The sequence below is a fragment of the Mycobacterium sp. NGS26 genome, from assembly GCF_059813025.1.
On sequence record NZ_JCALDU010000003.1, the window covers coordinates 283,392 to 306,920 of the forward strand.

At 68.0% G+C, this 23,529-nt stretch carries 21 protein-coding genes; 9 read left to right on the top strand and 12 right to left on the bottom strand.

The genetic code is table 11. From position 1 onward, the window contains the following. Window positions 1–83: 83 nt before the first annotated feature. The 4 genes from AC5Y6X_RS12300 to AC5Y6X_RS12315 are packed head-to-tail and all read left to right on the top strand — an operon-like array spanning window position 84 to window position 3,871. On the top strand, window positions 84–1,115 hold the full coding sequence (locus AC5Y6X_RS12300; protein WP_324680833.1) for a sulfate ABC transporter substrate-binding protein: 1,032 nt from the start codon (window positions 84–86) through the stop codon (window positions 1,113–1,115). Then, complete coding sequence (gene cysT / locus AC5Y6X_RS12305; protein ID WP_324680835.1) at window positions 1,112–1,972, top strand: sulfate ABC transporter permease subunit CysT; 861 nt, start codon at window positions 1,112–1,114, stop codon at window positions 1,970–1,972. The genes AC5Y6X_RS12300 and cysT overlap by 4 nt, the downstream gene beginning before the upstream one ends. Continuing rightward, the gene (cysW, locus tag AC5Y6X_RS12310; RefSeq protein ID WP_324680837.1) at window positions 1,969–2,787 is read left to right on the top strand and encodes a sulfate ABC transporter permease subunit CysW; all 819 of its coding nucleotides are present in this window, start codon (window positions 1,969–1,971) and stop codon (window positions 2,785–2,787) included. Before cysT ends, cysW begins: the two co-directional genes overlap by 4 nt. Before the next feature lie 16 nt (window positions 2,788–2,803). Beyond that, window positions 2,804–3,871: a sulfate/molybdate ABC transporter ATP-binding protein gene (locus AC5Y6X_RS12315; RefSeq protein ID WP_324680839.1), complete on the top strand. Its 1,068-nt coding sequence runs from the start codon at window positions 2,804–2,806 to the stop codon at window positions 3,869–3,871. A 20-nt stretch (window positions 3,872–3,891) separates the two neighbouring features. Here AC5Y6X_RS12315 and AC5Y6X_RS12320 read toward each other — a convergent pair whose 3' ends face one another. From AC5Y6X_RS12320 to AC5Y6X_RS12340, 5 genes are all read right to left on the bottom strand, one after another. Beyond that, window positions 3,892–5,820 (bottom strand): gamma-glutamyltransferase family protein, encoded by a 1,929-nt coding sequence (locus AC5Y6X_RS12320; RefSeq protein WP_324680842.1) that lies wholly within the window; start codon window positions 5,818–5,820, stop codon window positions 3,892–3,894. A gap of 24 nt (window positions 5,821–5,844) precedes the next feature. After that, a complete protein-coding gene (locus AC5Y6X_RS12325) occupies window positions 5,845–6,576 on the bottom strand; it encodes a sirohydrochlorin chelatase (RefSeq protein ID WP_499986710.1) in 732 nt (243 codons plus the stop codon). Next, window positions 6,555–7,292, bottom strand: a complete 738-nt coding sequence (locus tag AC5Y6X_RS12330; protein ID WP_324680846.1) for a phosphoadenylyl-sulfate reductase — start codon at window positions 7,290–7,292, stop codon at window positions 6,555–6,557. The genes AC5Y6X_RS12325 and AC5Y6X_RS12330 overlap by 22 nt, the downstream gene beginning before the upstream one ends. Beyond that, window positions 7,289–8,971 (bottom strand): nitrite/sulfite reductase, encoded by a 1,683-nt coding sequence (locus AC5Y6X_RS12335; RefSeq protein ID WP_324680848.1) that lies wholly within the window; start codon window positions 8,969–8,971, stop codon window positions 7,289–7,291. The genes AC5Y6X_RS12330 and AC5Y6X_RS12335 overlap by 4 nt, the downstream gene beginning before the upstream one ends. 114 nt (window positions 8,972–9,085) lie before the next feature. Continuing rightward, the gene (locus AC5Y6X_RS12340; protein ID WP_420715959.1) at window positions 9,086–9,187 is read right to left on the bottom strand and encodes an Ms4527A family Cys-rich leader peptide; all 102 of its coding nucleotides are present in this window, start codon (window positions 9,185–9,187) and stop codon (window positions 9,086–9,088) included. Window positions 9,188–9,411: 224 nt separating this feature from the next. Here AC5Y6X_RS12340 and hemW point away from each other — a divergent pair, with 224 nt between their 5' ends. Next, the gene (gene hemW, locus AC5Y6X_RS12345) at window positions 9,412–10,584 is read left to right on the top strand and encodes a radical SAM family heme chaperone HemW (RefSeq protein ID WP_499986711.1); all 1,173 of its coding nucleotides are present in this window, start codon (window positions 9,412–9,414) and stop codon (window positions 10,582–10,584) included. 3 nt (window positions 10,585–10,587) lie between these two features. Here the strand turns inward: hemW and AC5Y6X_RS12350 are convergent, their stop codons facing one another. Both AC5Y6X_RS12350 and AC5Y6X_RS12355 read right to left on the bottom strand, forming a co-directional pair. After that, the gene (locus tag AC5Y6X_RS12350; RefSeq protein WP_499986712.1) at window positions 10,588–11,808 is read right to left on the bottom strand and encodes a sodium-dependent bicarbonate transport family permease; all 1,221 of its coding nucleotides are present in this window, start codon (window positions 11,806–11,808) and stop codon (window positions 10,588–10,590) included. 232 nt (window positions 11,809–12,040) lie between these two features. After that, window positions 12,041–13,267, bottom strand: a complete 1,227-nt coding sequence (locus AC5Y6X_RS12355) for a sodium-dependent bicarbonate transport family permease (protein WP_499987039.1) — start codon at window positions 13,265–13,267, stop codon at window positions 12,041–12,043. Between the two features lie 349 nt (window positions 13,268–13,616). On the opposite strand from AC5Y6X_RS12355, the gene AC5Y6X_RS12360 reads away from it, so the two are divergent. Both AC5Y6X_RS12360 and AC5Y6X_RS12365 read left to right on the top strand, forming a co-directional pair. Next, window positions 13,617–14,969: a salicylate synthase gene (locus tag AC5Y6X_RS12360; RefSeq protein ID WP_499986713.1), complete on the top strand. Its 1,353-nt coding sequence runs from the start codon at window positions 13,617–13,619 to the stop codon at window positions 14,967–14,969. Window positions 14,970–15,125: 156 nt separating this feature from the next. After that, the gene (locus AC5Y6X_RS12365) at window positions 15,126–16,130 is read left to right on the top strand and encodes an acyl-ACP desaturase (protein ID WP_499987040.1); all 1,005 of its coding nucleotides are present in this window, start codon (window positions 15,126–15,128) and stop codon (window positions 16,128–16,130) included. A gap of 4 nt (window positions 16,131–16,134) precedes the next feature. On the opposite strand, the gene AC5Y6X_RS12370 is transcribed toward AC5Y6X_RS12365, so the two are convergent. From AC5Y6X_RS12370 to AC5Y6X_RS12390, 5 genes are read right to left on the bottom strand one after another with little or no spacing between them, the layout of a single operon-like run. Continuing rightward, window positions 16,135–17,058 (bottom strand): MerR family transcriptional regulator, encoded by a 924-nt coding sequence (locus tag AC5Y6X_RS12370; protein ID WP_499986714.1) that lies wholly within the window; start codon window positions 17,056–17,058, stop codon window positions 16,135–16,137. Continuing rightward, complete coding sequence (locus AC5Y6X_RS12375; protein WP_499986715.1) at window positions 17,039–18,541, bottom strand: flavin-containing monooxygenase; 1,503 nt, start codon at window positions 18,539–18,541, stop codon at window positions 17,039–17,041. The genes AC5Y6X_RS12370 and AC5Y6X_RS12375 overlap by 20 nt, the downstream gene beginning before the upstream one ends. Then, window positions 18,538–19,458, bottom strand: a complete 921-nt coding sequence (locus tag AC5Y6X_RS12380) for a ferritin-like domain-containing protein (protein WP_499986716.1) — start codon at window positions 19,456–19,458, stop codon at window positions 18,538–18,540. The genes AC5Y6X_RS12375 and AC5Y6X_RS12380 overlap by 4 nt, the downstream gene beginning before the upstream one ends. Window positions 19,459–19,475: 17 nt before the next feature. Then, on the bottom strand, window positions 19,476–20,339 hold the full coding sequence (locus tag AC5Y6X_RS12385; RefSeq protein ID WP_499986717.1) for an SDR family NAD(P)-dependent oxidoreductase: 864 nt from the start codon (window positions 20,337–20,339) through the stop codon (window positions 19,476–19,478). A 2-nt stretch (window positions 20,340–20,341) separates the two neighbouring features. Continuing rightward, the gene (locus AC5Y6X_RS12390; protein WP_499986719.1) at window positions 20,342–21,352 is read right to left on the bottom strand and encodes an alpha/beta hydrolase; all 1,011 of its coding nucleotides are present in this window, start codon (window positions 21,350–21,352) and stop codon (window positions 20,342–20,344) included. A gap of 186 nt (window positions 21,353–21,538) precedes the next feature. Between AC5Y6X_RS12390 and AC5Y6X_RS12395 the strand changes: the two genes are divergently transcribed. Together AC5Y6X_RS12395 and AC5Y6X_RS12400 are read left to right on the top strand one after the other, a co-directional pair. Next, window positions 21,539–22,804, top strand: a complete 1,266-nt coding sequence (locus tag AC5Y6X_RS12395; RefSeq protein ID WP_499986720.1) for a saccharopine dehydrogenase family protein — start codon at window positions 21,539–21,541, stop codon at window positions 22,802–22,804. Between the two features lie 31 nt (window positions 22,805–22,835). Then, entirely contained in the window at window positions 22,836–23,525 is a 690-nt protein-coding gene (locus AC5Y6X_RS12400) for a transporter (protein ID WP_499986722.1), read from the top strand. Window positions 23,526–23,529: the final 4 nt, after the last annotated feature.

Consider the following 23,529-nt stretch of genomic DNA (forward strand, 5'->3'; position numbering starts at 1 on the left):
GAGTTCCTAACCCCTGCCGAAGTTCTCGGCGCCTTTCCGCAACAACGGACCGATATCCCCAGTCCCGCACCGGAAGGCCACCAATGGACATCGGAAGCGCGCTGCGCCGCACGCATGTCGTCGCGCTCGCGCTGATTGCCGGTGTCGTCGCGGCCTGCCAGGGCGGCGCCAGCGACGTCGTCGGCGGCGGCGGCCTGGCCAACGCGCATGCGAGCCTGACCCTGGTCGCCTACTCCGCCCCGGAACCGGGCTGGAGCAAGGTGATTCCCGCGTTCAACGCCTCGGAGGAGGGCAAGGGCGTCCAGGTGATCACCTCCTACGGCGCCTCCGGCGACCAGTCGCGCGGGGTTGTCGACGGCAAGCCGGCCGATGTGGTGAACTTCTCGGTCGAACCGGACATCAGCCGTTTGGTCAAGGCCGGCAAGGTTGCCAAGGACTGGAACACCGACGCCACCAAGGGCATCCCGTTCGGTTCGGTGGTGACGTTGGTGGTGCGCGCGGGCAATCCCAAGAACATCAGGGACTGGGACGACCTGGTGCGGCCCGGCGTGGAAGTCATCACGCCGAGCCCGCTGAGTTCGGGCTCGGCCAAATGGAATCTGCTCGCCCCGTACGCGGTGAAGAGCAGCGGCGGCCAGAACCCCGATGCCGGCATCGATTTCGTGCGGAAGCTGGTGAGCGAGCACATCAAGCTGCGCCCCGGGTCGGGACGCGAGGCCACCGACGTTTTCGTCCAGGGCAGCGGTGACGTGTTGATCAGCTACGAGAACGAGGCCATCGCCACCGAGCGGCAGGGCAAGCCGGTGCAACACGTCACCCCGCCGCAAACGTTCAAGATCGAGAATCCGCTGGCGGTGGTGACCACCAGCCCGCACCTGGACGCCGCGCGGGCCTTCAAGAACTTCCAGTACACCGCCGAGGCGCAGAAGTTGTGGGCACAGGCCGGTTTCCGGCCGGTCGACCCCGCGGTCGCCGCCGATTTCCGCGACCGGTATCCGGTGCCGGCGAAGCTGTGGACGATCGCCGAGCTCGGCGGCTGGGCCACCGCCGATCCGCAGCTGTTCGACAAGAACGGCGGCAGCATCACCAAGATCTACACGCAGGCCACCGGATGACGGCGGCGATCACGTCGGAGGTGACCCGGCCGGAGCCGCAGGGCCGACCGGCGTCGGGCGGGCGGCCGTCGGGCGGCACGTCGCTGCGGGTGGGTGTGGCGATCGTGTGGCTGTCGGTGATCGTGCTGCTGCCGCTGGCCGCCATCGCGTGGCAGGCCGCCGGCGGCGGCTGGCGGGCCTTCTGGCTGGCGGTCACGTCGAACGCCGCGCTGGAGTCGTTCCGGGTGACGCTGACGATCTCGGCCGGGGTCACCGTCGTCAACGTGGTCTTCGGCCTGCTGATCGCCTGGGTGCTGGTGCGCGACGACTTCGTCGGCAAGCGGCTCGTCGACGCGATCATCGACCTGCCGTTCGCGTTGCCGACGATCGTCGCCAGCCTGGTGATGCTGGCCCTGTACGGGAACAACAGCCCGGTGGGTCTGCATCTGCAGCACACCGCGTGGGGTGTGGCGGTGGCGCTCGCGTTCGTCACACTGCCGTTCGTGGTGCGCGCGGTCCAGCCGGTGCTGCTGGAAATCGACCACGAGACCGAGGAGGCGGCGGCGTCGCTGGGCGCCTCCGGGCCGAAGGTGTTCACCTCGGTGGTGCTGCCGTCGCTGACCCCGGCGTTGTTATCCGGTGCGGGGCTGGCGTTCTCGCGCGCGATCGGCGAGTTCGGTTCGGTGGTGCTGATCGGCGGGGCGGTGCCGGGCAAGACCGAAGTGTCGTCGCAGTGGATCCGCACGCTGATCGAGAACGACGACCGCACCGGCGCGGCGGCGATATCCATTGTGCTGCTTGCGATCTCGTTCGTCGTGCTTCTTGTGTTGCGCATCGTCGGGGCGCGCGCGGCCAAACGGCAGGAGCTGGCCGCATGAGATCGTCCGCGCGGGTTCGCTACCTCATCCGCTATGTCGCGTTGGCGTACATCTTCGTGCTGCTCGTCGTCCCGGTGGCGGTGATCCTGTGGCGCACCTTCCGGCCGGGGCTGGGCCAGTTCTTCGACTGGATCAGCACCCCGGCGGCGGTATCGGCGCTCAACCTGTCGCTGCTGGTGGTGGCCATCGTGGTGCCGCTGAACGTCGTCTTCGGCATCCCGACGGCATTGGTGCTCGCGCGCAACCGTTTTCGCGGCAAGGGTGTGCTGCAGGCGATCATCGACCTGCCGTTCGCGGTGTCGCCGGTGATCGTGGGTGTGGCGCTGGTCCTGCTGTGGGGATCGGCCGGCGCGCTGGGCTTCGTCGAAAGAGACCTCGGGTTCAAGATCATCTTCGGCCTGCCCGGCATCGTGCTCGCCAGCGTCTTCGTCACCCTGCCCTTCGTGGTGCGCGAGGTCGAACCGGTGTTGCACGAGTTGGGGACCGATCAGGAGGAAGCGGCGGCCACGCTGGGTTCTGGTTGGTGGCAGACGTTTTGGCGGATCACGCTGCCTTCCATCCGGTGGGGCCTGACCTACGGCATCGTGCTGACGGTCGCGCGTACCCTCGGCGAATACGGCGCGGTCCTCATCGTGTCCTCCAACCTGCCGGGGAAGTCGCAGACGCTGACGCTGCTGGTCTCCGACCGCTACAACCGTGGGGCCGAGTACGGCGCGTACGCGTTGTCGACGCTGCTGATGGCCGTTTCCGTGCTGGTGCTGATCTTCCAGGTGGTTGTCGACGCCCGCCGGGCCCGGGCAACCAGAACGGCGTAAACGAGGGGGACGTGAAATGACCACCGCCGAGACGGACCGGCGCGAAAAGGCGATCGTCGTGCGCGACGCCAACAAGCGCTACGGCGACTTCGTCGCGCTCGACCACGTGGACTTCGTCGTGCCCGCCGGTTCGCTGACGGCGTTGCTGGGCCCCAGCGGGTCGGGTAAGTCGACCCTGCTGCGCACCATCGCCGGCCTCGACCAGCCCGACACCGGAACCGTCACCATCAACGGCCGCGACGTGACCCGGGTGCCGCCGCAGCGGCGCGGCATCGGGTTCGTGTTCCAGCACTACGCGGCGTTCAAGCACATGACCGTCCGCGACAACGTGGCCTACGGGCTCAGGATCCGCAAGCGGCCCAAGGCCGAGGTCAAGAAGAAGGTCGACAATCTGCTGGAAGTGGTTGGGCTGAGCGGGTTTCAGACCCGCTATCCCAACCAGCTGTCCGGCGGCCAGCGGCAGCGGATGGCGCTGGCCCGGGCGCTGGCGGTCGACCCGCAGGTGCTGCTGCTCGACGAGCCGTTCGGCGCGCTGGACGCCAAGGTCCGCGAGGACCTGCGGGCCTGGTTGCGGCGCCTGCACGACGAGGTGCACGTCACGACCGTGCTGGTCACCCACGACCAGCACGAGGCGCTGGACGTGGCCGACCAGATCGCCGTGCTCAACAAGGGCCGCATCGAGCAGGTCGGATCGCCCACCGAGGTTTACGACTCCCCGGCGAACGCGTTCGTGATGTCCTTTTTGGGCGCGGTTTCCGCGCTGAACGGCGCCCTGGTCCGACCGCACGACATCCGCGTGGGGCGTCGGCCCGACATGGCGATCGCCGGCGGCGACGGCACCGCCGACTCCATCGGGGTGGTGCGCGCCGTCGTCGACCGGGTGGTGGCACTGGGTTTCGAGGTGCGCGTCGAGCTGACCAGCGCGGCCACCGGCGGCGCGTTCACCGCCCAGATCACCCGGGGCGACGCCGAGGCGCTGGCGTTGCGCGAGGGCGACACCGTATACGTGCGCGCCACCCGGGTGCCGCCCATCGTCGGCAGCGGCGGCGCCGACGAGGAACGGACCACGCTGACGACGGCGTAGCCCGGCCCGGTAAGTGGCCGTTATCCGTTGTCGCCCATCACCGAACCGTCGCGGCGCGGGTCGGCGCCGCCGGCCCACTTCGACGAGGCGCGGGTGATCGCCGACAGCCCGCTGGACTGGTCGGCCAGGTTGACCTGGTGTCCCAGCGCGCGCAGACCCTGCACCAGCGGGTCGTGGTCGCCGTCGTCGGACGCGTTGATCTCGGGATCCTCGCCCCCGACGTTGGTCCGCGGCGAGTTCTCGGCGCCGAAGTCGACCAGGGACACGGCCTGTTGCGGGTTCAGCCCCCAATCCAGCATCGCCACAAGCGTTTTCACGACGTACTGGATGATCGTGGAGCCGCCGGGCGAGCCCGTCACCGCGTACAGCGGTCCCCGCCCGGCCGGCGCGGAGTCGAACACCAGCGTCGGCGCCATCGAGCTGCGCGGCCGTTTCCCGGGCTGGACCCGGTTGGCCACCGGCGACCCGTCGGGCGTGCGCGGCTCGACGGCGAAATCGGTGAGCTCGTTGTTGAGAACGAACCCGTCGACCATGTGGAAGGAGCCGAACGGCGACTCGACGGTCGTGGTGAACGCGGCCGCGTTGCCGTAGGAGTCGATGACGCTGACGTGGCTGGTGCCGTGCTCCCTGCCGGGCGGCACGAGATCGGCGGGCGCGCCGAAGTCGCCCGGCCTGGCGGTTCCCATGCTGCGCTGCAGCGAGATCAACGCGGCGCGCCCGGCCAGGTAGCCCGGGTCGATCAGCGTGTTGAGCGAACCGCCTGGCGGCGCAACGAAATCGGCGTCGGCGACGTATTGGTCGCGGTCGGCGTAGGCCAGCCGCTCGGCCTCGGAGACCAGATGAACCCCCATCACGCTCGGGCGCCCGCCGTTGAGATCGACACGGTCGGGCGGGTAGTCGCTCACCGGGAGATGCTGCAGGATCCCCAGCGTGGCGGCCACCGCGACGCCACCCGACGAAGGCATGCCGCAGACCTGTCGGCCTCGATACGTCATGCACAGCGGTTCGCGCTTCTTGGCCACGTAGCCCGCCAGATCCTTGTCCGTCATCAGGCTCGGCGTGCGACCGTCCGTGGAAGCGGTTGCCTCCGTGACGATGTCGTGCGCGATGGCACCGGTATAGAACGCATTGCTGCCCGACGAGGCGATCGCGAACAAGGTCTTCGCATACGCGGGATTGGTCAACCGCGTTCCCGCGGGCCTCGGGCCGCCGTCGGGATTGAGGAAATACTCGCGGGCCTGCGGGTCGACCCGCAGTTGCGCCGCCGAGTCGGCGATGGCGGCCGCCAACCGCGGGCTGACGTCGAAACCGCCGTCGGCCAACGCCATTGCGGAGTTGAACAGGTCGCGCCACGCCGTGTGCCCGTGGTCGTTGTGCACGAGCTCGAGCATTCGCAGGACGCCCGGCACCCCGATCGACCGCCCCGAGGCCCGCGCGTCGGGCCTGGGCGCGGCGTGGTCGGCGTCGCCGACCCAGCGCAGGTAGTTCTCGGTCGCCGCCGCGGGGGCGACCTCGCGGCCGTCGTAGGCCTGCACCGAGCCCGTGCCCGCGTCGTAATACAGCACGAAGCCACCGCCGCCGAGCCCCGACGACTGCGGTTCGACCAGACCCAGCACCGCCTGGGCGACCACCAAGGCGTCGGCGGCGGTGCCCCTGTCGCGCAGCACCCGGCAGGCCGCCTGCGTCGCCAGGGGATTGGCCGTGGCCACCGCGTAATGGGTGGTCTGCACGACGGTCATGTCGCGGCGGTACCCGGTCGCGACCTCGGGATTGGTCGCGGTGACCCGCGACGACGGCGCCCGCGGCGTCCCCGGGCCCGGCGTGCCGTTGGGCACGATCTCGCACTGAGCCGCCGCGTTCGGCGCGGCCACGTGGTTGGCGCCGCTACACCCAGCCAGGAACAGCACCAGCGCAGCCAGCGCAGCTCCAATTGCCCAGGGCGTTTTCAACACCCGAAGTGTACTGAACGGTGTTCAGGCCGCAATCCGGTCGGCGGCGGCCTTGCGGGCCTGCTCGTAGCGATCCAGCACGGTCGCCGCCACCAGCCGGTGCGCGCCCAGCGGCTGCGCCATCGCGACGCCGGCGTCGGCCGCGTAGGCGCGCAGCCGGTCGGGCAGCAGCCCCGGCGCCAGAAACCACGGCGCGAAAACCACCCGACGCGCGCCCCGGCGCCGCAACTCGCGAACCGCGTCGGCCGGCGAGACGTCCGGGCGGGTCACGAACGCGGTCGTCGTGCCGGCCCAGCGGGTGCCGGCCGCGAGCTTCTGCGCGACCTCGGCGGTGCGGGTGTTGGCGTCGCGGTCCGATGAGCCGATCGCCACCACCGCCACACCGAGCCGGTCGTCGAACCGGGAAACCCCCAACTCCGCCACCCGGTGCCGCAGCACCGCCACCAGCCGCTCGTCCTCGCCGAGCACGGGCGCCTGCCGCACGCCCGCGAAACCCGCGATTTGGCGGGGGATGTCGATGCGGGCGTGGTACGCGTCGGCCAACAGCAGCGGGGTGACGACGGCCGGGCCGGACAGGTCCGTAAGGACATCGCCCAGGCAGGGGGCGTTGAGCTCGCAGAAGGCCAGCCGCACGTCGAGGCCGGGCCGCATGCGCGCGAGAAGGTCCGCGACGGCCCGCGCGTTGGCCGCCGATCGTGGATCCCTGCTTCCGTGCGCGGTCAGCACCAGGGGAGTCACGAGGCGTGCAACCCGCATTCCGTCTTGGCCAGCCCCTGCCAGCGCCCGCTGCGCGGGTCGGCGCCGTCGATGGGCTTGGCGGTGCAGGGGGCGCAGCCGATCGACGGATAGCCCTCGTAGACAAGCGGATTGACCAACACGTCGTGCTCGTCGATGTAGTTCTGCATGTCCTGATCGGTCCACGCCGCCAGCGGGTTGACCTTCACCAGCTTGAACGCCTCGTCGAAGCTGACCAGCGGCGCGTTGGCACGCGTGGGTGCCTCGACCCGGCGTAGTCCGGTCACCCAGGCGGAGTAACCGCGCAGCGCTTTGCCCAGCGGGGCGACCTTGCGCAGCCGGCAGCACTCGCTCGGGTCGCGGGCGAACAGGTCCTTGCCCAGCAGTCGATCCTGCTCGGCCACCGAGTGTTCCGGCGTGACGTTGAGAACCCTTATGTCGTAGACGGATTCGATCGCGTCCCGGGTGCCGATGGTTTCGACGAAGTGATAGCCGGTGTCCAGGAACAGCACCGGCACGCCGGGCCGGACCTTTGCGGCCAGGTCGACCAGCACCGCGTCCTGCATATTGGAGGCCACCACGTAGTTGCACGTCGCCCAGCCGCGGGGTCCGTTGACACCGCCGAAGTTCTCGTCGGTCCATCGCAAAAGGTCCGTCGCGCTGGCGCCTTCGAGTTCCGCGGCGCCGCGCGCCGCGAGCTCACGCAATTGGGCTTCGGTCCGTGTTTGGTCGCTCATCGCAGGTCGGCCTCCTCGGCGCGAATCGCCCACTGCGCGAAGCGTTCACCCTCGTTGCGGTGTTTGACGAAGTTGCGCACCACCCGATCGATGTAGTCGCCCACCTCGTCGCTGGTGACCTTGTGCTGACGCAGTTTTCGGCCGAATCCGCTGTCCAGGCCTAGGCTGCCGCCCAGGTGGACCTGGAAGCCCTCGACCGAGCCGCCGTGGCCATCGTCGACCATCTGGCCCTTGAGCCCGATGTCGGCGACCTGAATTCGCGCACACGAGTTGGGGCAGCCGTTGATGTTGACGGTGATCGGCACGTCCAGCTGAGCGTTGATGTCCTCCAGCCGGCGCTCCAGCTCGGGCACCAGACCCTGTGCCTTGCCGCGCGTTTCGGCGAACGACAACTTGCAGAATTCGATTCCCGTGCAGGCCATCAGGTTTCGCCGCCAGTGCGACGGCTTCGACTGCAGGCCCAGCGCCTCCACGCCCGCGATCAGGTCGTCGAGCTTGTCGTCGGGCACGTCGAGGACCACCAGCTTCTGGTAGGGGGTGAACCGGACCCGGTTGGAGCCGGCTTGCTCGGCCAGGTCGGCCACCGTCGACAGGATGGTGCCGCTGACCCGGCCGGCGATCGGGGCGAACCCGACGGCGTTGAGCCCGTTCTTGAGCCGCTGCACCCCGACGTGGTCGATCGGGTGCGCGACGGGCTCGGGGGCCGGGCCGTCGATCAGCCGGCGCTTGAGGTACTCGGTCTCGAGGACCTCCCTGAACTTCTCGATGCCCCAGTCCTTGATCAAGAACTTCAGCCGCGCCTTCGACCGCAGCCGCCGGTAGCCGTAGTCGCGGAAGATCGACGTCACCGCGACCCACACCTCGGGCACCTCGTCCAGCGGAATCCAGGCGCCGACGCGCTGAGCCAGCATCGGGTTGGTGGACAGGCCGCCGCCGACCCACAGGTCCAGGCCCGGGCCGTGCTCGGGATGGTTGACGCCGATGAACGCGATGTCGTTGATCTCGTGCGCGACGTCCTGCAGGCCGGAGATGGCGGTCTTGTACTTGCGCGGCAGGTCGGCGAAGTCGGGCTTGCCGATGTAGCGGCGCACGATCTCCTCGATCGCCCAGGTGGGATCGATCACCTCGTCGAGCGACTCGCCCGCCAGCGGTGAGCCCAGGATCACGCGCGGGCAGTCGCCGCACGCCTCGGCGGTCTGCAGCCCGACCTCGTCGAGCCGGCGCCAGATTTCCGGGACGTTCTCCACCTCGACCCAGTGGATCTGCAGGTTCTGCCGGTCGGAGATGTCGGCGGTGTCGCGGCCGAACTCGGTTGAGATTTGACCCACCGTGCGCAGCGCGGCCGTCGACAGCGCGCCGCCGTCACAGCGCACCCGCATCATGAAGTACTCGGCCTCGAGCAGGTCGGCGTTCTCGTCGCCGGTGAACGTGCCGTCGTAACCCTGCTCGCGCTGGGTGTACAGGCCCCACCAGCGGAAACGGCCGCGCAGATCGCTCTTGTCGATGCTGTCGAATCCGCCCTTGGCGTAAATGTTTTCGATGCGCTCCCGAACCTCGAGCGGGGCACCGGCCTGTTTCATCTCTTCGTTGGGGTTGAGCGGCTCGCGATCGCCCAGCGCCCACTGGCCCTCGCTGCGGGGGGCCTTGTTTGCGGATCCAGCGGGACGTGCCGTGGTCATCCGGGGGGTTCTCCTTCGCGGACGGTGCCAGCCATGGGCGCGCAAAACAACCGGTATCTCCGGGCTGCGCAGATCCGGGGCCGGCTGGAAGTACAGGGGGCTGGGTCTACGACGTCAAGGCAGACAGCAACAGCTGCAAACGCGCTTGAGGTCGATGTGCCGCCGCGCCACTAAGGCGATACGCAGGGTGGGGTTGGCGACGGTCACGGCGCCCATTCTGCCATGAATCCCGCCGGGCGTCGCCACCAGGTCAAATTTCTTTTCACAGTGATTTAAATTACAGTCGGCCGCCCGGCCGATCCCTTGCGAGCACCGCCGCTTCGCCGGACGCCGAAATCGACGCGAGCGTGCAGCTCACTCGCGATTCTTCGCGCCGGTGTCGATCTCGACGATGACTCTCGCGCACCCGGCCCGGCCCGCCCGCCATGGGATCATTTGGCATGGCCCCTAACCCGGCACCGGTCGACCTGCCCGACGTGCAGCCGGCCCGTGGACGGCCGTTCGGGCTGTACGTGCACGTCCCGTTCTGCCTGACCCGCTGCGGCTACTGCGACTTCAACACCTACACGCCGGCGGAGCTGGGCGGCGTCAATCCGGACGCCTGGCTGCAGGCACTGCGAACCGAGCTGGAACTCGCGGCGGCACGGCTGGGCGCGCCGACGGTGGACACGGTATTCGTCGGCGGCGGGACGCCGTCCCTGCTGGGCGGTGAGCGCTTGGCCACGCTGCTGGGCATGGTCCGCGACCGGTTCGCGCTGGCGCCGGACGCCGAGGTGACCACCGAAGCCAACCCCGAGTCGACGTGGCCGGAGTTCTTCGACGCCATCCGCGCGGCCGGGTACACGCGGGTGTCGCTGGGCATGCAGTCGGTGGCGCCGCGGGTGCTGGCGACCCTCGACCGCGTGCACTCGCCGGGACGTGCGGTGGCCGCGGCCGGTGAGGCGATGGCCGCGGGCTTCGAACACGTCAACCTCGACCTGATCTACGGGACCCCGGGGGAGTCCGACGACGACCTGATGCGCTCGGTCGACGCGGCGGTCGAAGCCGGCGTCGACCACGTGTCCGCGTACGCCCTGCTCGTCGAGGAGGGCACAGCGCTGGCGCGGCGGGTCCGAAGCGGTGAGCTGGCCGCCCCCGACGACGACGTGCTGGCGCATCGTTACGAGCTGGTGGATGCGCGGCTGTCCGCGGCGGGATTGAACTGGTACGAGGTGTCCAACTGGTGCCGACCAGGCGGTGAGTGCCGGCACAACCTCGGCTACTGGGACGGCGGTCAGTGGTGGGGGGCAGGCCCGGGCGCGCACGGATACGTCGGCACCACGCGATGGTGGAACGTCAAGCACCCCAACGCTTATGCGCAGTCGCTGGCGGGCGCCGCGCTGCCGGTCGCGGGCTTCGAACAGCTCGGCCCGGACGCCCTGCACACCGAGGACGTGCTGCTGAAAACCCGGCTGCGCCAAGGGCTTCCACTGGACCGGCTGGATCCGGGCGAACGCGAACGCGCCGAAGCCGTGGTGGCCGACGGGTTGCTGGTGCCCGACGGCGACCGGCTGGTCCTCACGTCGCGCGGGCGGCTGCTGGCCGACGGGGTGGTGCGAACGCTGCTGGGGTAGCCCTCAGGCGCCCGGGAACCAGTGCGCGACTACGCGGTTGAGCTCGATGTAGAGCGGAATCCCGATCGTGACGGTGTAGGAAAACGTCAGGCCCAGCGAGGCGGCCAGCGGCAGCGTGGGACTGGCCTCCGGGATTCCCAGGCGCTGCACCGCCGGCAGGGTGATGTACGACGCGCTGCCGCACAGCACCGCGAACAGCACGTAGGTCCCCGGCTGGAAGTGGGTGTCGGTGAGGTAGGAGTAGGTGTGGGCGGCCAGGATGCCAAGCGCCGCAAACAGGTTGGGGGCCAGCAGGGCGAAGAAGACAAACCCGCCGCCGGCCGACTTGAGGTCGCGCAACTTGCGCGACGCCGTCATCCCCATCTCGAGCAAGAACAGGCACAGCACACCCTGGAACGCCGCGACGAAGAGCTCGTTCTGGTCGTGCACGACCTTCTGCCCCTGCAGTGCGCTGACGAAGCCGATGGCGATCCCGCCGACGAGCAGGATGAGCCCGGGATTGAGGAACACCTCCTGCAATATTTCGCGCGAGAGCAGCGGCGCCTTGGTGCGCAGCGGCATCCCTTCGTACCACTCCGGGTGCGCGCGCTTTTCCAGGGAGAACTCCAGTTCCTCCTCGATCGCGCGCTCGACGTCGTCGGTGCGGCTGGCGATGCGCTGGGTGGCCGCGCCCGGGCCGACCCTGGCCGCAGCGGTGAAGCCGGGCTCGTCGGGCATGAACCCCGCCTCGTCCATTCCCCGGTGCCGCATCCGGGCCACCAGGTACAGCGCCACCAGGCAGCCCGGAATCTCCATCAAGGCCAGCATGACCGGCATGTAGGCGTCGAAGGCGATACCGACGCCGGTGAGGACGGCTACGCAGGTGGCGAACGTTCCCGCCGAATCCGACCCGTAGTAGCCGGCGACCGTCGCCCGGTCGATGCGCCGCAGCCGGGTCAGGTACCTCAGCAGGAAGTAGGTCAGGGCACCGATCACGAAATTCGACGCGATGCCCAGCGCCACGAAGCCGGCGATGTTGTCGATGTCGGCCGGTTTGACCTTGGCGAGTTCCTCACCGCCCTGCCAGCCGATGGCCACCAGGAGGTACATGGTCAGGCCTTGATAGATCACGTAGGGGAACTCGAACCGCACCCTCAGGATCGGTATCAGGAAGCCGAAGTAGAAGAACAGCAGCAGCGGCTTGAAGAGATTGTGGGTGAAGTTCTGCCACAACTCCTGAACCATCGCGCCTCCCGGTGAGCTCGCCCGGCTAAGCCAGCAGCGGCAACTGACGCGCGCCGTCCGAGAACATCAATAGAACCTTGAGGATTCACGGGCCCGGAGTCAACTCGGTGAAGCCCTCTTTACGAACAATTAACAAGTCGCGTCGGCGCTATAAATCCCAGCCGCTCGGACCCGCGGCCATTGCCTCAGCCGAATAACCCTGTGGCCGAGCCGATTTGGTCGCGCACGACCGCTAGAACCAGTGTGAGATCAGCCGGTTGAGTTCGATGTAGAGCGGGATTCCGATGGTGACGTTGTAGGAAAACGTCAAGCCCAACGATGCGGCCAACGGCAGCGTCGGGCTGGCCTCGGGGATCGCCAGCCGCTGGACGGCGGGGACCGCGATGTAGGACGCGGCGCCGCAGAGCACCGCGAACAGCACGTAGGTTCCCGGCTTGAAATCGACGTGGCTGACCGACGAGTAGATGTGGGCGACGATGATTCCCAGCGTCGCAAAGAGATTCGGCGCCAGCACACCGTAGAAGATGAAACCCAGGCCCGCCGAGCGCAGGTCCCGCAGCTTGCGCGACGCCGTCATGCCCATCTCGAGCAGGAACAGGCACAGCACGCCCTGGAACGCCAAGACGAAGAACTTGTCGTCGTCGGCGACGACCTTTTGTCCCTGCAGGCCGCTGATCAGGCCGATGATGATTCCGCCGAAGAGCAGCACCAGCCCGGGGTTGAGGAACACTTCCTGGAAGAGCTCGCGGGAGAAAATCGGGGCCTTGCGCTTGGCAAGGACCGGGCTGGGCTCCCAGTCCGGATGCTCCATCTTTTCCAGCGAGAGCTCCAGCTCCTGCTCGATGGCGCGTTCCTCCTCGGACTCGAGGCTCTGACCGTGCGGGGGCCGTGCGGCGGTGCCCGGCCCGACGCCGAGCTTGACCGGTGGCGTGTAGCCCGGCTCGTCGGGCATGTGCCCCGAGGCGTCCATCCCCCGGTGCCGCAGGCGCGCAACCAGATACAGCGCCACCAGGCAGCCGGGAACCTCCATGACGGCCAGCATCACGGGCATGTAGGCGTTGAACGCGATGCCGACCGCGGACAGGACCGCCACGCAGGTGGCGAAGGTTCCGGCGGAGTCCGATCCGTAGTAGCCGGCCACCGTCGCGCGGTCGACGCTTTTCAGCGATGTCAGCGCGTTCAGCAGCAGGTAGGCGATGCCGCCGATCGCGAAGTTCAGCACGAAGCCCAACACCATGAATCCGACGATGGCGCCGACGCTGGAGGCGTTGACGTTGGCGAGCTCCTCGCCGCCGTGCCAGCCGATGGCCAGCAGCAGGTACATCGTCAGGCCCTGATAGATGACATACGGGAACTCGAACCGCACCTTCAGGATCGGGATCAGGAAACCGAAGTAGAAGAACAGCAAGAGCGGCTTGAACAGGTTGTGGGTGAAGTTGTGCCAGAACTCCTGCAGCATTAGGGGCCTCTCCTTGACCGTGACGGTCGGGGGAGGCGCCGTCCGCAAGCGGGCGACCACGAACATCCCGACGACCGTGCAAGAACTTAACCCCGCGGGTAGGGGTCTGCCACTCGGACACAGCGCGAAGAGCCCAGGTTTAACACGGCCGTAGCGAAACGGCCGGTTTTGCCAAAGGCGGTGGTCACAGCGCCGCTGGTCGGCCGGTGTGCGCCGCGCCGGGCGTGAATCCACTGTGACTTTTCTGAAGATTCGCTGTGTGGTGTCGCGCCGCCCGGATATGCCCCGCCGCGGTCGGTTCAACCGGGGGTTGCGCGCGCTTACATAGGTTAGGCTACATTTACTAACCGTGACTGGGGTCAGCGTCGAGACGAGTTCCGCCGGCATCACGTCACCGCCGATTCCGCTGCCCCCGCATATCGACCCCGCCGACCTGGCGGCCGAGCTGGCCGCGGTGCTGCCGGAGCGGCTCGGCGAGGAGTACCTGCTCTACGAGCACGGCGGTCAATGGGTGCTCGCCAGCGGCGTGCAGGCGATGGTCGAACTGGACAGCGACGAGCTGCGCGTCATCCGCGACGGCGTGGTTCAGCGGCAGCAGTGGTCCGGACGGCCGGGGCCGGCCCTGGGTGAGGCCGTCGACCGGCTGTTGCTGGAAACCGATCAGGTGTTCGGCTGGATCGCGTTCGAATTCGGCGTCTATCGCTACGGGCTGCAGCAGCGGCTGTCGCCGGGAACGCCACTGGCCCGGCTGTTTTGGCCGCGCACGCGCATCGTGGTCACGCCCGGGGCGGTTCAGCTTTTCGACGCGGGCGCGAGCCACCGCGACGCCGTGCTCGGGGTGGTCGGCGACGGCGTGCCACACGTGGGCGACGCCCGCGGAGTGACGGTGACGGCCGACCCGTCCGGCTACCGCGATCGGGTGGCGACGGCCGTCCGCGAGATCGGTGCGGGCGGCTACCACAAGGTGATCCTGTCGCGTTGTGTCGAAGTGCCTTTCGCGGTGGACTTCCCGTCGACCTACCGGCTCGGTCGCCGGCACAACACCCCGGTGCGCTCGTTCTTGTTGCGGCTGGGCGGGATTCGCGCCGTGGGCTACAGTCCCGAGCTGGTCGCCGCGGTCGGTGACGACGGCGAAGTGGTGACCGAGCCGCTGGCCGGCACCCGCGCGCTCGGCCGTGGTTCGGCGCTAGATCGCGCGGCCCGCGAAGAGCTGGAGTCTAATTCGAAAGAGATTGTCGAGCATGCGATTTCGGTGCGCAGCTCGCTTCGAGAGATCTCCGAGGTCGCCGTGCCGGGGACGCCGGCCGTCACCGATTTCATGACGGTGCGCGAGCGGGGAAGCGTGCAGCACCTGGGCTCCACGATAAGCGCGCGCCTGGACCCGTCGCGCGACCGGATGGACGCGCTGGAGGCGCTTTTCCCCGCGGTCACCGCGTCGGGCATCCCGAAGGCGGCGGGTGTCGAGGCCATCCTGCGCCTGGACGACGGCCCGCGTGGCCTGTATTCCGGTGCGGTGGTGATGATTTCCGCGGGCGGCGGGCTGGACGCGGCGCTGACGCTGCGGGCGGCCTACGAGTGCGACGGGAAGACGTGGCTGAGGGCGGGGGCCGGCATCATCGAGGCGTCGGACCCCGAGCGCGAGTTCGAGGAGACCTGCGAGAAGCTCTCCACGCTCGCCCCGTACCTGGTTGCCCGGCAATAGCGCCCGAACCGCTGCTGCCGTTTCGTGACGTCCGTAGGGACTTTTGGCACTAGTCGCACAATTTTCCGCGTGTCACCTTGGTGTAACTGCACGACACAGGTAAAGTGAGTGTTACTGACCGCCACACATAACTGGGAGGACTCCGTGTCCGACGGCATGACCAACCTGCAGCTACTCCACGAGCTCGAGCCCGTCGTCGAGCAATTGCTCAACCGCCACCTCTCGCTGTTCAAAGAGTGGAACCCGCACGACTACGTGCCGTGGTCGGACGGCAAGAACTTCTACGCGCTGGACGGTCAGGATTGGGAGCCCGAACAGAGCCAGCTCTCGGACGTTGCGCAGGTCGCGATGGTGCAAAACCTGCTGACCGAGGACAACTTGCCGTCGTATCACCGCGAGATCGCGATGAACTTCAGCATGGACGGCCCGTGGGGTCAGTGGGTGAATCGGTGGACCGCCGAGGAGAACAGGCACAGCACCGCGCTGCGGGACTACCTGGTGGTCACCCGCGCGGTCGACCCCGTCGAGCTGGAAAAGCTGCGCATGGAGCAAATGACCCGAGGGTTCAGCCCGGGCCAGAACCAGCAGGGCGACATGTTCGCCGAGAGCCTGTTCGACTCGGTCATGTACGTGTCATTCCAGGAGCTGGCCACCCGCGTCGCGCACCGCAACACCGGCAAGGCCGCCGACGACACGATCGCCGAACAGTTGATGGCTCGGGTGTCGCACGATGAGAACCTGCACATGATCTTCTACCGCGACGTCAGCGCCGCGGGCCTGGACATCGCGCCCAACCAGGCGATGAGGTCGGTGCACCGAATCCTGCGCAACTTCAAGATGCCCGGGTTCACGGTGCCGGAGTTTCGGCGCAAGGCCGTGATCATCGCGGTCGGCGGCGTCTACGACCCGCGTATCCATCTCGACGAGGTGGTCATGCCGGTGCTGAAGAAGTGGCGCATCTTCGAACGCGAGGACTTCACCGGCGACGCCGCCCGGATGCGCGACGACCTGGCCGTGCTGATCAAGGAACTCGAGGTGGCGAGCGACAAATTCGACGAATCCAAGCAGCGCTACCTGGAGCGGGAAGCCCGCAAGGCGGAGCGGATCACGGCCAGCCGGGTGCTCAAAACCGAAGGGACGCTTACGCTCAGCGGCAGGTAGGCGCCTACTTCACCTGCCGCAGGTGCGGCTCGCTGTCGGCGGACTGCTCGAGGTAGTCGGCGAGTATGCGGCTGACGAGCGACTCGATGTTCGATTCGATCGACGCGGCCAGGGTGGCAGTGACGCTCGCCACGGCCTGGGTGCGAAACCGGACCAGCATCGTGATCAGCTCGGCGATCTCGGCGTCCGCCGGCAGCGGCTGGCCGGGCTTGATCCGGTCCATGACGTGTTCGGCGCCCGCGCGCACCAGCAGGTCGCTGATCTTGTCGATCTCGGGGACGATCTGCTCGTGCAGGTCGATGAGCTTGTCCAATTTGACGCCGTAGCCGCGGATTTCGTTGAAGGCTTCGATGAGTTTGGGCCGGGTGAGGGTGGCCTGGGCGCCGTCGACCCGGATCAGTTGCAGCGCGACCAGCCGCTCGAACGCGCGTGGGTCGTCCACCAGCCGCTGGGCGTCGCCGAGCGGCATGGTTTCCGGTTTCTCGGTGGTCCAGGTGCCCACGATCGCCGTCTCCAGGCCCAGCACGTCGCCGAGGTCCTTGCCCTCCTCCCACGCGCTGAGCATTTCGCGCACGTGCGCGATGTTGTATCCGCGGTCGAGCATCGAGGTGATCAGTCGCAGCCGCGTCAGGTGCGTGTCGTTGAACAACGCGATGCGGCCGACGCGCAACGGCGGCGGCAGCAACCCGCGATCGCGGTAGACGCGGATGTTGCGGGTGGTGGTGCCGGCCAGCCGGGCCAGGTCGTCGATCCGGTACTCGCCGGACGCCCCCGATGGTGCGGCGCCGTGGCGGGTCGCCGCGTCGAAGAGCTGCGACACGGCCGTCTCGATGAAATCGCGGGATTGGCGCCGGACGCGCTTGGGGGCGCGCCGCACGTTGTGCAGCACGCTGGCGATCGTGCCGGGCTCAGGCGGACGAGACGGCATACGTCTGGGCGTGGCGTGCCACCGCGTGGTAGTCGGAGACTCGGAAATCCCTCATCTGGCGAAGATACTGCGTGGCGAACCCGGGGTACATCGACCCGTTGAACCCGTCCGCGGTGAGATACCAACTGCGGCAACCCGACATCCAGGTCGTCTTGGTGAGCCGGCGCTGAATCCGCTCGTTGTGGCGGCGCTGGACGTCCTCGCGCACGTCGAGGTAGCGCAGGTCGCTGCCGAGGATGGTGGTGATGCCCCGCACGGCGTAATCGAGCTGACCCTCGATGTAGACCAGCAGCGAGTTGTGGCCGGGGCCGGAGTTGGGCCCGGTCATGAAGAACAAATTCGGGTACCCGTGCACGTTGATGCTCTTGTAAGCCTGTGCGCCGCGCGCCCATTCGGCGGCCAGCGAGCGCCCGCACAGTCCGGTCACCTCGAACGGCGGCCCGGTCAAATGGACGTCGTAACCGGTGGCGAACACGATGCAGTCGAGGTGGTGTTCGATGCCGTCGCTGGTGCGGATGCCCGCCGGGCTCAGCGTCGCGATCGGCCAGTCGATGAGTTTGCAGTTGTCGCGCTGCAGCGCCGGGTAGTAGTCGCTGGACACCAGCATGCGTTTGCAGCCCGGGGTGAAGTCGGGCGTCAGCTGGCGGCGCAGCCACGGGTCCTTGACGGCCATCCGCAGGTGCGCCCGCCCCAGCCGCGCCACCAGCGAGGTCAGCGGCGTGTCCCACACCAGCGCCGTGGCACTGGCCTCGTGCCCCCAGAACAGCGCCTGACGGGCAAGCTGCTGTGCCGCGGGCACTTTGGCGAACAGGGCCTGCACGGCCGGCGGGGTGGCGACGTCCAGGCGCGGCAGCACCCACCCCGGTGTGCGCTGGAACACCTTGACGAACCCGGCCCGCTTGACGAGTTCGGGGATGATCTGGATGGCGCTGGCGCCGGTGCCGATGACGGCGACCCGCTTGCCGGCGAAGTCGTAGTCGTGATCCCAGCGGGCGCTGTGGATCGTGTGGCCGCGGTAGCTGTTCAGCCCGCGGATGTCGGGGAGGCTGACGTCGGACAGCGGCCCGGAGGCCAGCACGACGGTGCGGGCGCGAAACTTCTTGCCGGTCTTCGTTTTTGCCGTCCACACGCCGGCATCCTCGTCGAACGTCAGGCCGCTGACCTCGTGGCCGAACCGGATGTGGGGGCGCACGCCGAACGACGTCGCCATGTCCTCCAGGTGGCCGCGGATCTCCGGGGCGGGCGAGTAGGTGCGCGACCACGCCGGGTTCTTGACGAAGGAGTACGAGTAGAGCAGCGACGGGATGTCGCAGCTGGCGCCGGGATAGGTGGTGTCGCGCCAGGTTCCGCCGACCCGGTCGGAACGCTCCAGGATGGCGATGTCGTCGACGCCGGCCTCGGCCAGCCGGATCGCCGCGCCGAGCCCGGTGAAGCCCGCCCCGACGATCAGGGCCGCGTGGGTGTGGTTGTTCGCCATCGTCACGCCGCCGGCTTGTAGGTGACTTCTCGGACCCAGGTGGGTACCGACGGCAGCAGCGGCCGCGGATACCGGTCGGAAAGCCACACCATCGAATTGGCCAGCAGGTGGTAGGGGTGACGCGGATTCGTCACCACGCCGGCGTAGCGCCTCAGGAACCGGTAGGTCGGCACCCGCCTGGCGTGTTCGGCGCGGTCGCCCAGTTCTTTGAATCGCTTCACGGCCTTGTAGAGCCGCTCGGGCTCCATGCCCATGGCGGTGATCTCGTTGCGGATTCTGTTGATGAGCGGTGCGCCCATGACCGCGCCGATGATGAGGCCCGGGGTTGCGTGGTGGCCGACGAAGTCGATCAGCAGCCGTCGAATCTTCGCGTGACCAATGATGTCGAGAACTTCGAAATCGACAACCAGATGCCGTGATTCGTCATTGTTGATCTTCTCGAAGACCTGATGGCACACCGGATCGTGCACCTCGTCGAGGAGGAATTTCAGCAGAGCGCCGTCCAGCGCGACTTCCAGCATCGGGATGACGGTGCCGAGCAGCGACAGTGGCATGTCGTCAGCCCAGCGGTCCAGCCAGTCGATTGCCAGTCGGATGTTCACGTTCGGCTCGGGAACCTCACCGTCCTCGAGCATGCCCCAGCGCTTCATCAGCGCCAGTTCGGCGTTGGCGTGACGCTGCTCCTCGGCGTGGAAGTAGCGGTAGATCTCGCCGACGGTCGGGGTGGGCGCCTTCTTGGCCAGCGCCGCAAATCCTCTGGCGCCGATGTTTTCGATCCAGCACAGGTCGGCCATGAACGCCTTGAGTTGTGGCCGCTGCTCGTCGGTGATCATGTCGGCACCGGGCGCGTCCCAGTCGATGTCGGCGAGCGCCCACTGGCGATCCTTGATCTTGGCGAGCATGGCTTCCATGTCGATGGCCACCGGAAGCTCCTTTCGTTCTAATGGTTGGTCGTCGCCCGGGACAGCAGGCCGATGGCACGCGTGTATGCCTGCGGGGCCAGGCGTTTGGCGTTCCAGCCGAGCTTGGCGTCGAGCTGGGGCATGCAGTACAGTTCGCCGCGGTCGTGCGCGTTCAGGCAGATGCGCGCCACCCTCGCCGGCGAGAAGCCGGTCCAGCGCATCAATTTGGTGGCCAGCTCGCCGGACTCCTCGCTGATGCGGCCCGATTCCACGATGTTGGTCTTGACGAAGGTCGGGCACAGCACGGTGACCTTGACCGCGGTTCCGGACAATTCGGCCGCCAGGGTCTCCGACAGCGACAGCACGCCGGCCTTGCTGACGTTGTAGGCGGCCATGCCGGGGGCCGCACCGAACGCCGCCGCCGACGCGACGTTGATGATGCCCCGCGGCGCGTGCGACGGGCCGGCCTCGCGCAGGATCGGGGTGAAGACGTGGCAGCCGTGAATCGGGCCCCACAGGTTGACGCCCAGGGTCCACACCCAATCGTCCAGGGGGGTATCGCCGATGGCCGCGCCGCCGGCGCCGACGCCGGCGTTGTTGATCACCAGCGTCGGTGGCGCGCCGAGCCAGGCCTGCGCCTGCTCGGCCAGCGCGCACACGTCGTCGAACCGGGACACGTCGCAACGGACCGCCACTGCTTTGGCGCCACCCGCGGTGATCGCGTCAACCGTCTGTTGGGCGGCGGCCTCGTCGATGTCGCTGCAGACCACCGCGCCACCGCGGCGGCCGAGTTCGACGGCGAAGGCCGCGCCGATGCCGCTGCCGGCGCCGGTCACCACCGCCGACGCGCCGCGGCTGGTGGTCTTCGAGTTGCCCAGCAGGTTGCCCAGCGGCCCAAGCATTTTCAGCCCGCCTCGTCGGCGAGCACGCGCGCGTCCTGCAGCGTGTGGGCGATGAAACGCGCGACGTACGCCATCGCCTTGGCCGCCTCGGGCGTCATCCGCGGCAACGCCTGAAAGACGTGCACCTGGTGCGGCCAGATCTGCAATTCGCAACGGCCACCGGCGGTTTGGATGTCGGCGGCCAGCTGGCGCGCATCCTCCTGCAGCATTTCGGCCCCGCCGGCCTGGATCAGGGTCGGGGGAAGTGCGGGGCCGCCGGCGACGTCGAGCGTCAACCGGTGATGGGTGGGATCGACGCCGCCGTGGTAGAGGCGGACCAAGCGAAGCGCGTCGGCGGCGCGGGCGGCCGGGTCGGGACGCACCCGCTCGCGCGCCAGGGACAGCTCGAAGGTGATGTCGTACAGCGGCGAGAACAGCACCATGGCGGCCGGGTGATTCGCGGCGACCTCGGGTTGCAGCAGCAAGTCGACGGACAGGTGGCCGCCCGCCGAATCACCGGCGATCACAACCTGTTTCGGCGACACCCCGCGGGCCTGCAGCAGCCAGTCCCAGCCCGCCCGGACGTCGTCGGCGGCGGTGGGGAAGCGATGGCGCGGCGCCAGCCGGTAATCCACGCAGAACACCGGCAGGCCGGTCAATGACGACAGCCAGGAGATCAACCGCCGGTGGGTTCTTGCCGAACAGACGGCGTAACCGCTGCCGTGCACGTAGTAGATGGCGCCCGCGCTGGTTGACGAGTGTCTGGCCTCACTCGCCGGAGTCCGCGGCCCGCACACCCATTCGCCCTTGACGCGTCGCCCGTCGGGCAGCCTGGCGTCGACCTGTTCGACGCGGGTGCCCGCCAGCGACGGGCCCAGCGTGCCCATGATCCTGGCGATGATGCGGCGCGACAGCCAGATGCCCCACGCCCGCTCCGGCGGGATCGCCGCGGTGATCGGCCGCAGTGTGTACGCGCTCACCGCGGCCGCGCCGCGGGAGCGCAGTGACCCCCGGGCCGGAACGACGTCCGTCATGCAACGAAGTCAATACCAAATGGTGACATTAGTCAATGGCAGCTTTGGCGATGTGTTTGCGCACATATCTGGATGGAAAGTCAAGGCGTGCGTACATAGCCCAGCGGATTTTCCAGGCCTACCGTGAAACGGACCAAGCCTTGCCAGACTCGTCGGGCAACACCGTGACGGCACAAAGAGGGGGCCATGACCAGCAGGAGTGCCAAGAAGCGCGTCGTCTTCATCGGCGCCGCGGGTGAGATGTGTCGATTGGCCATCGAGCGTTTCGTCGTCGCCGAGGGCGATTGGGAGCTGGCGCTCTACGACATTCGTCCCGAGCTCCTCGATCAGCTGCTACAGCGGCTGCCGACCGGCCTGGCCACCGCGGCGCGGCTCGACCTGTACGACGCCGAGGGGCTTCGCAACGCGATCGAGGGGGCCGCGCTCGTCGTGCTCGGCGCCGGTCCGTACAACCGCACCGCCGGCCCCGTGATGGAGGCGTGCCTGGCGGCCAAAGTGCCGTATCTCGATTTCGACGACGACATCGAGAGCACCCTGCATGCACTGACGCTGCACGACGATGCCCGGACGGCCGGGGTGCCGATGTACGTCGGCTGCGGTGCCTCGCCCGGCATCACCAATGTGATGGTCGCCGACGCGGCCGGCGAACTGGATAGTGTCGAGAACATCGATGTGTATTGGGTAGTCGGCGACGAGCGCGGATCCATCGGCCGCGCGGTCCTCGACCACATGCTGCGCGTCGCCGCAGGCCCCTGCATGACCTGGCAGAACGGCGGCCCGGTGATGCACCAGTCGTGGCTGGAGACCCGCTGGACGGAGTTGGGTGGCGGACTGGGGCTGACCATGGTGCACGAGACCGCTCACCCCGAGCCGGTGACATTGCCACGAAAATACCCGGATGCCAAGAACATTCGCTGCTTCGGCGGCCTGGATCCGGCACCTTACAACGGCCTCGTCCGCGGTGTCGGGCTGGCCGTGCAGAAGGGAAAGATGCCGATGGAGGAGGCCATCGACTTCCTGGAAGCGCTGATGACAAACAAATTCGGCAGCGTGAAGGGTTGGCGCCACGCACTATCCGGAATGCGCAACCTGGTGCGCACCGGGGAGGCGACCCGCACCGGGCTGATCAAGTTCCTTGCCCTGGCGGCGGTGGGTCATACGTTCCCCTACAAATCGGGCCTGAAGGTCGAGGTGACCGGTCTCCGCAACGGCATACCCACGGTGGTCGGTCGCCGCACCCCGGTGTGCGGTCCCGGCACCTACCTGTTCACCGACATGGCAGCGGCGACGGGAACGGCGTGCGCCGCGTTCATGGTCGTCGCACTCGACGACGGGTCCGACGCCCGCGCAGGGGTATTCACGCCCGAGGAGTGGGCCGAGCCGCAGCGGTTCTATCACGCACTCGAACGTGTCGGCACCCCGCGCGACGAAATCCTCGACGCCACGCACTAGGCGTCATCGAGCCTCGACACAAAGGTTGACCATGGATCTCAAAACCGGACTCTTCGCACTCGCCGATCTCTTCATGATCGTCGCCGGGCTCACCTACGGCTGGAAGTTCCTCCGCAACTACAACAACTACCTGCTCGGCCTGGAATGGATCATCGTCGGGTCCTCCGGGACCAACTTCCTCCTTTGGGGGCTCCTCGGCGGCGACGAAGCCAGCCCGATGTATCACCTGGCGTTCTTCTTGGATGCGTTCTCCCGGTCGGTCGGAATCACCGTGATTCTCGTCCTGGGTCTGATGAAGGTCACCCACGGGTTCAAGCCTTCACCGGCCTTCGACATCGGGGTGTTCGCGCTCGCCATCGTCGGGGGACTGGTCATGTTGTTCTACGCCCAGGACCTCGGGCTGACCGCGGCGATCTTCTATGTCGTGATGAATGCGCTCACCAGCCTGTTCCTGCTCTATTTCGCGTGGCGGGTGTGGAGAATCGGTGAATACGGTATCGCGATAGCCGTAACGGTCGCCACGGCCGCTGCGGCCGCGATCGCAGGGATCTACGACTTCTACCACATCCCCGGCGACGATCGACACCACACGATCTTCTACATCCTGGCCCTCACCACGTGGGCCACCCAGCTGACCGTGTACTACTTCGGTTACCGCGCACTGCATAACAGCAACGAACGAACACGCGCTCCGCGCCACGAGATTATCGAATCGGTGTGATCAC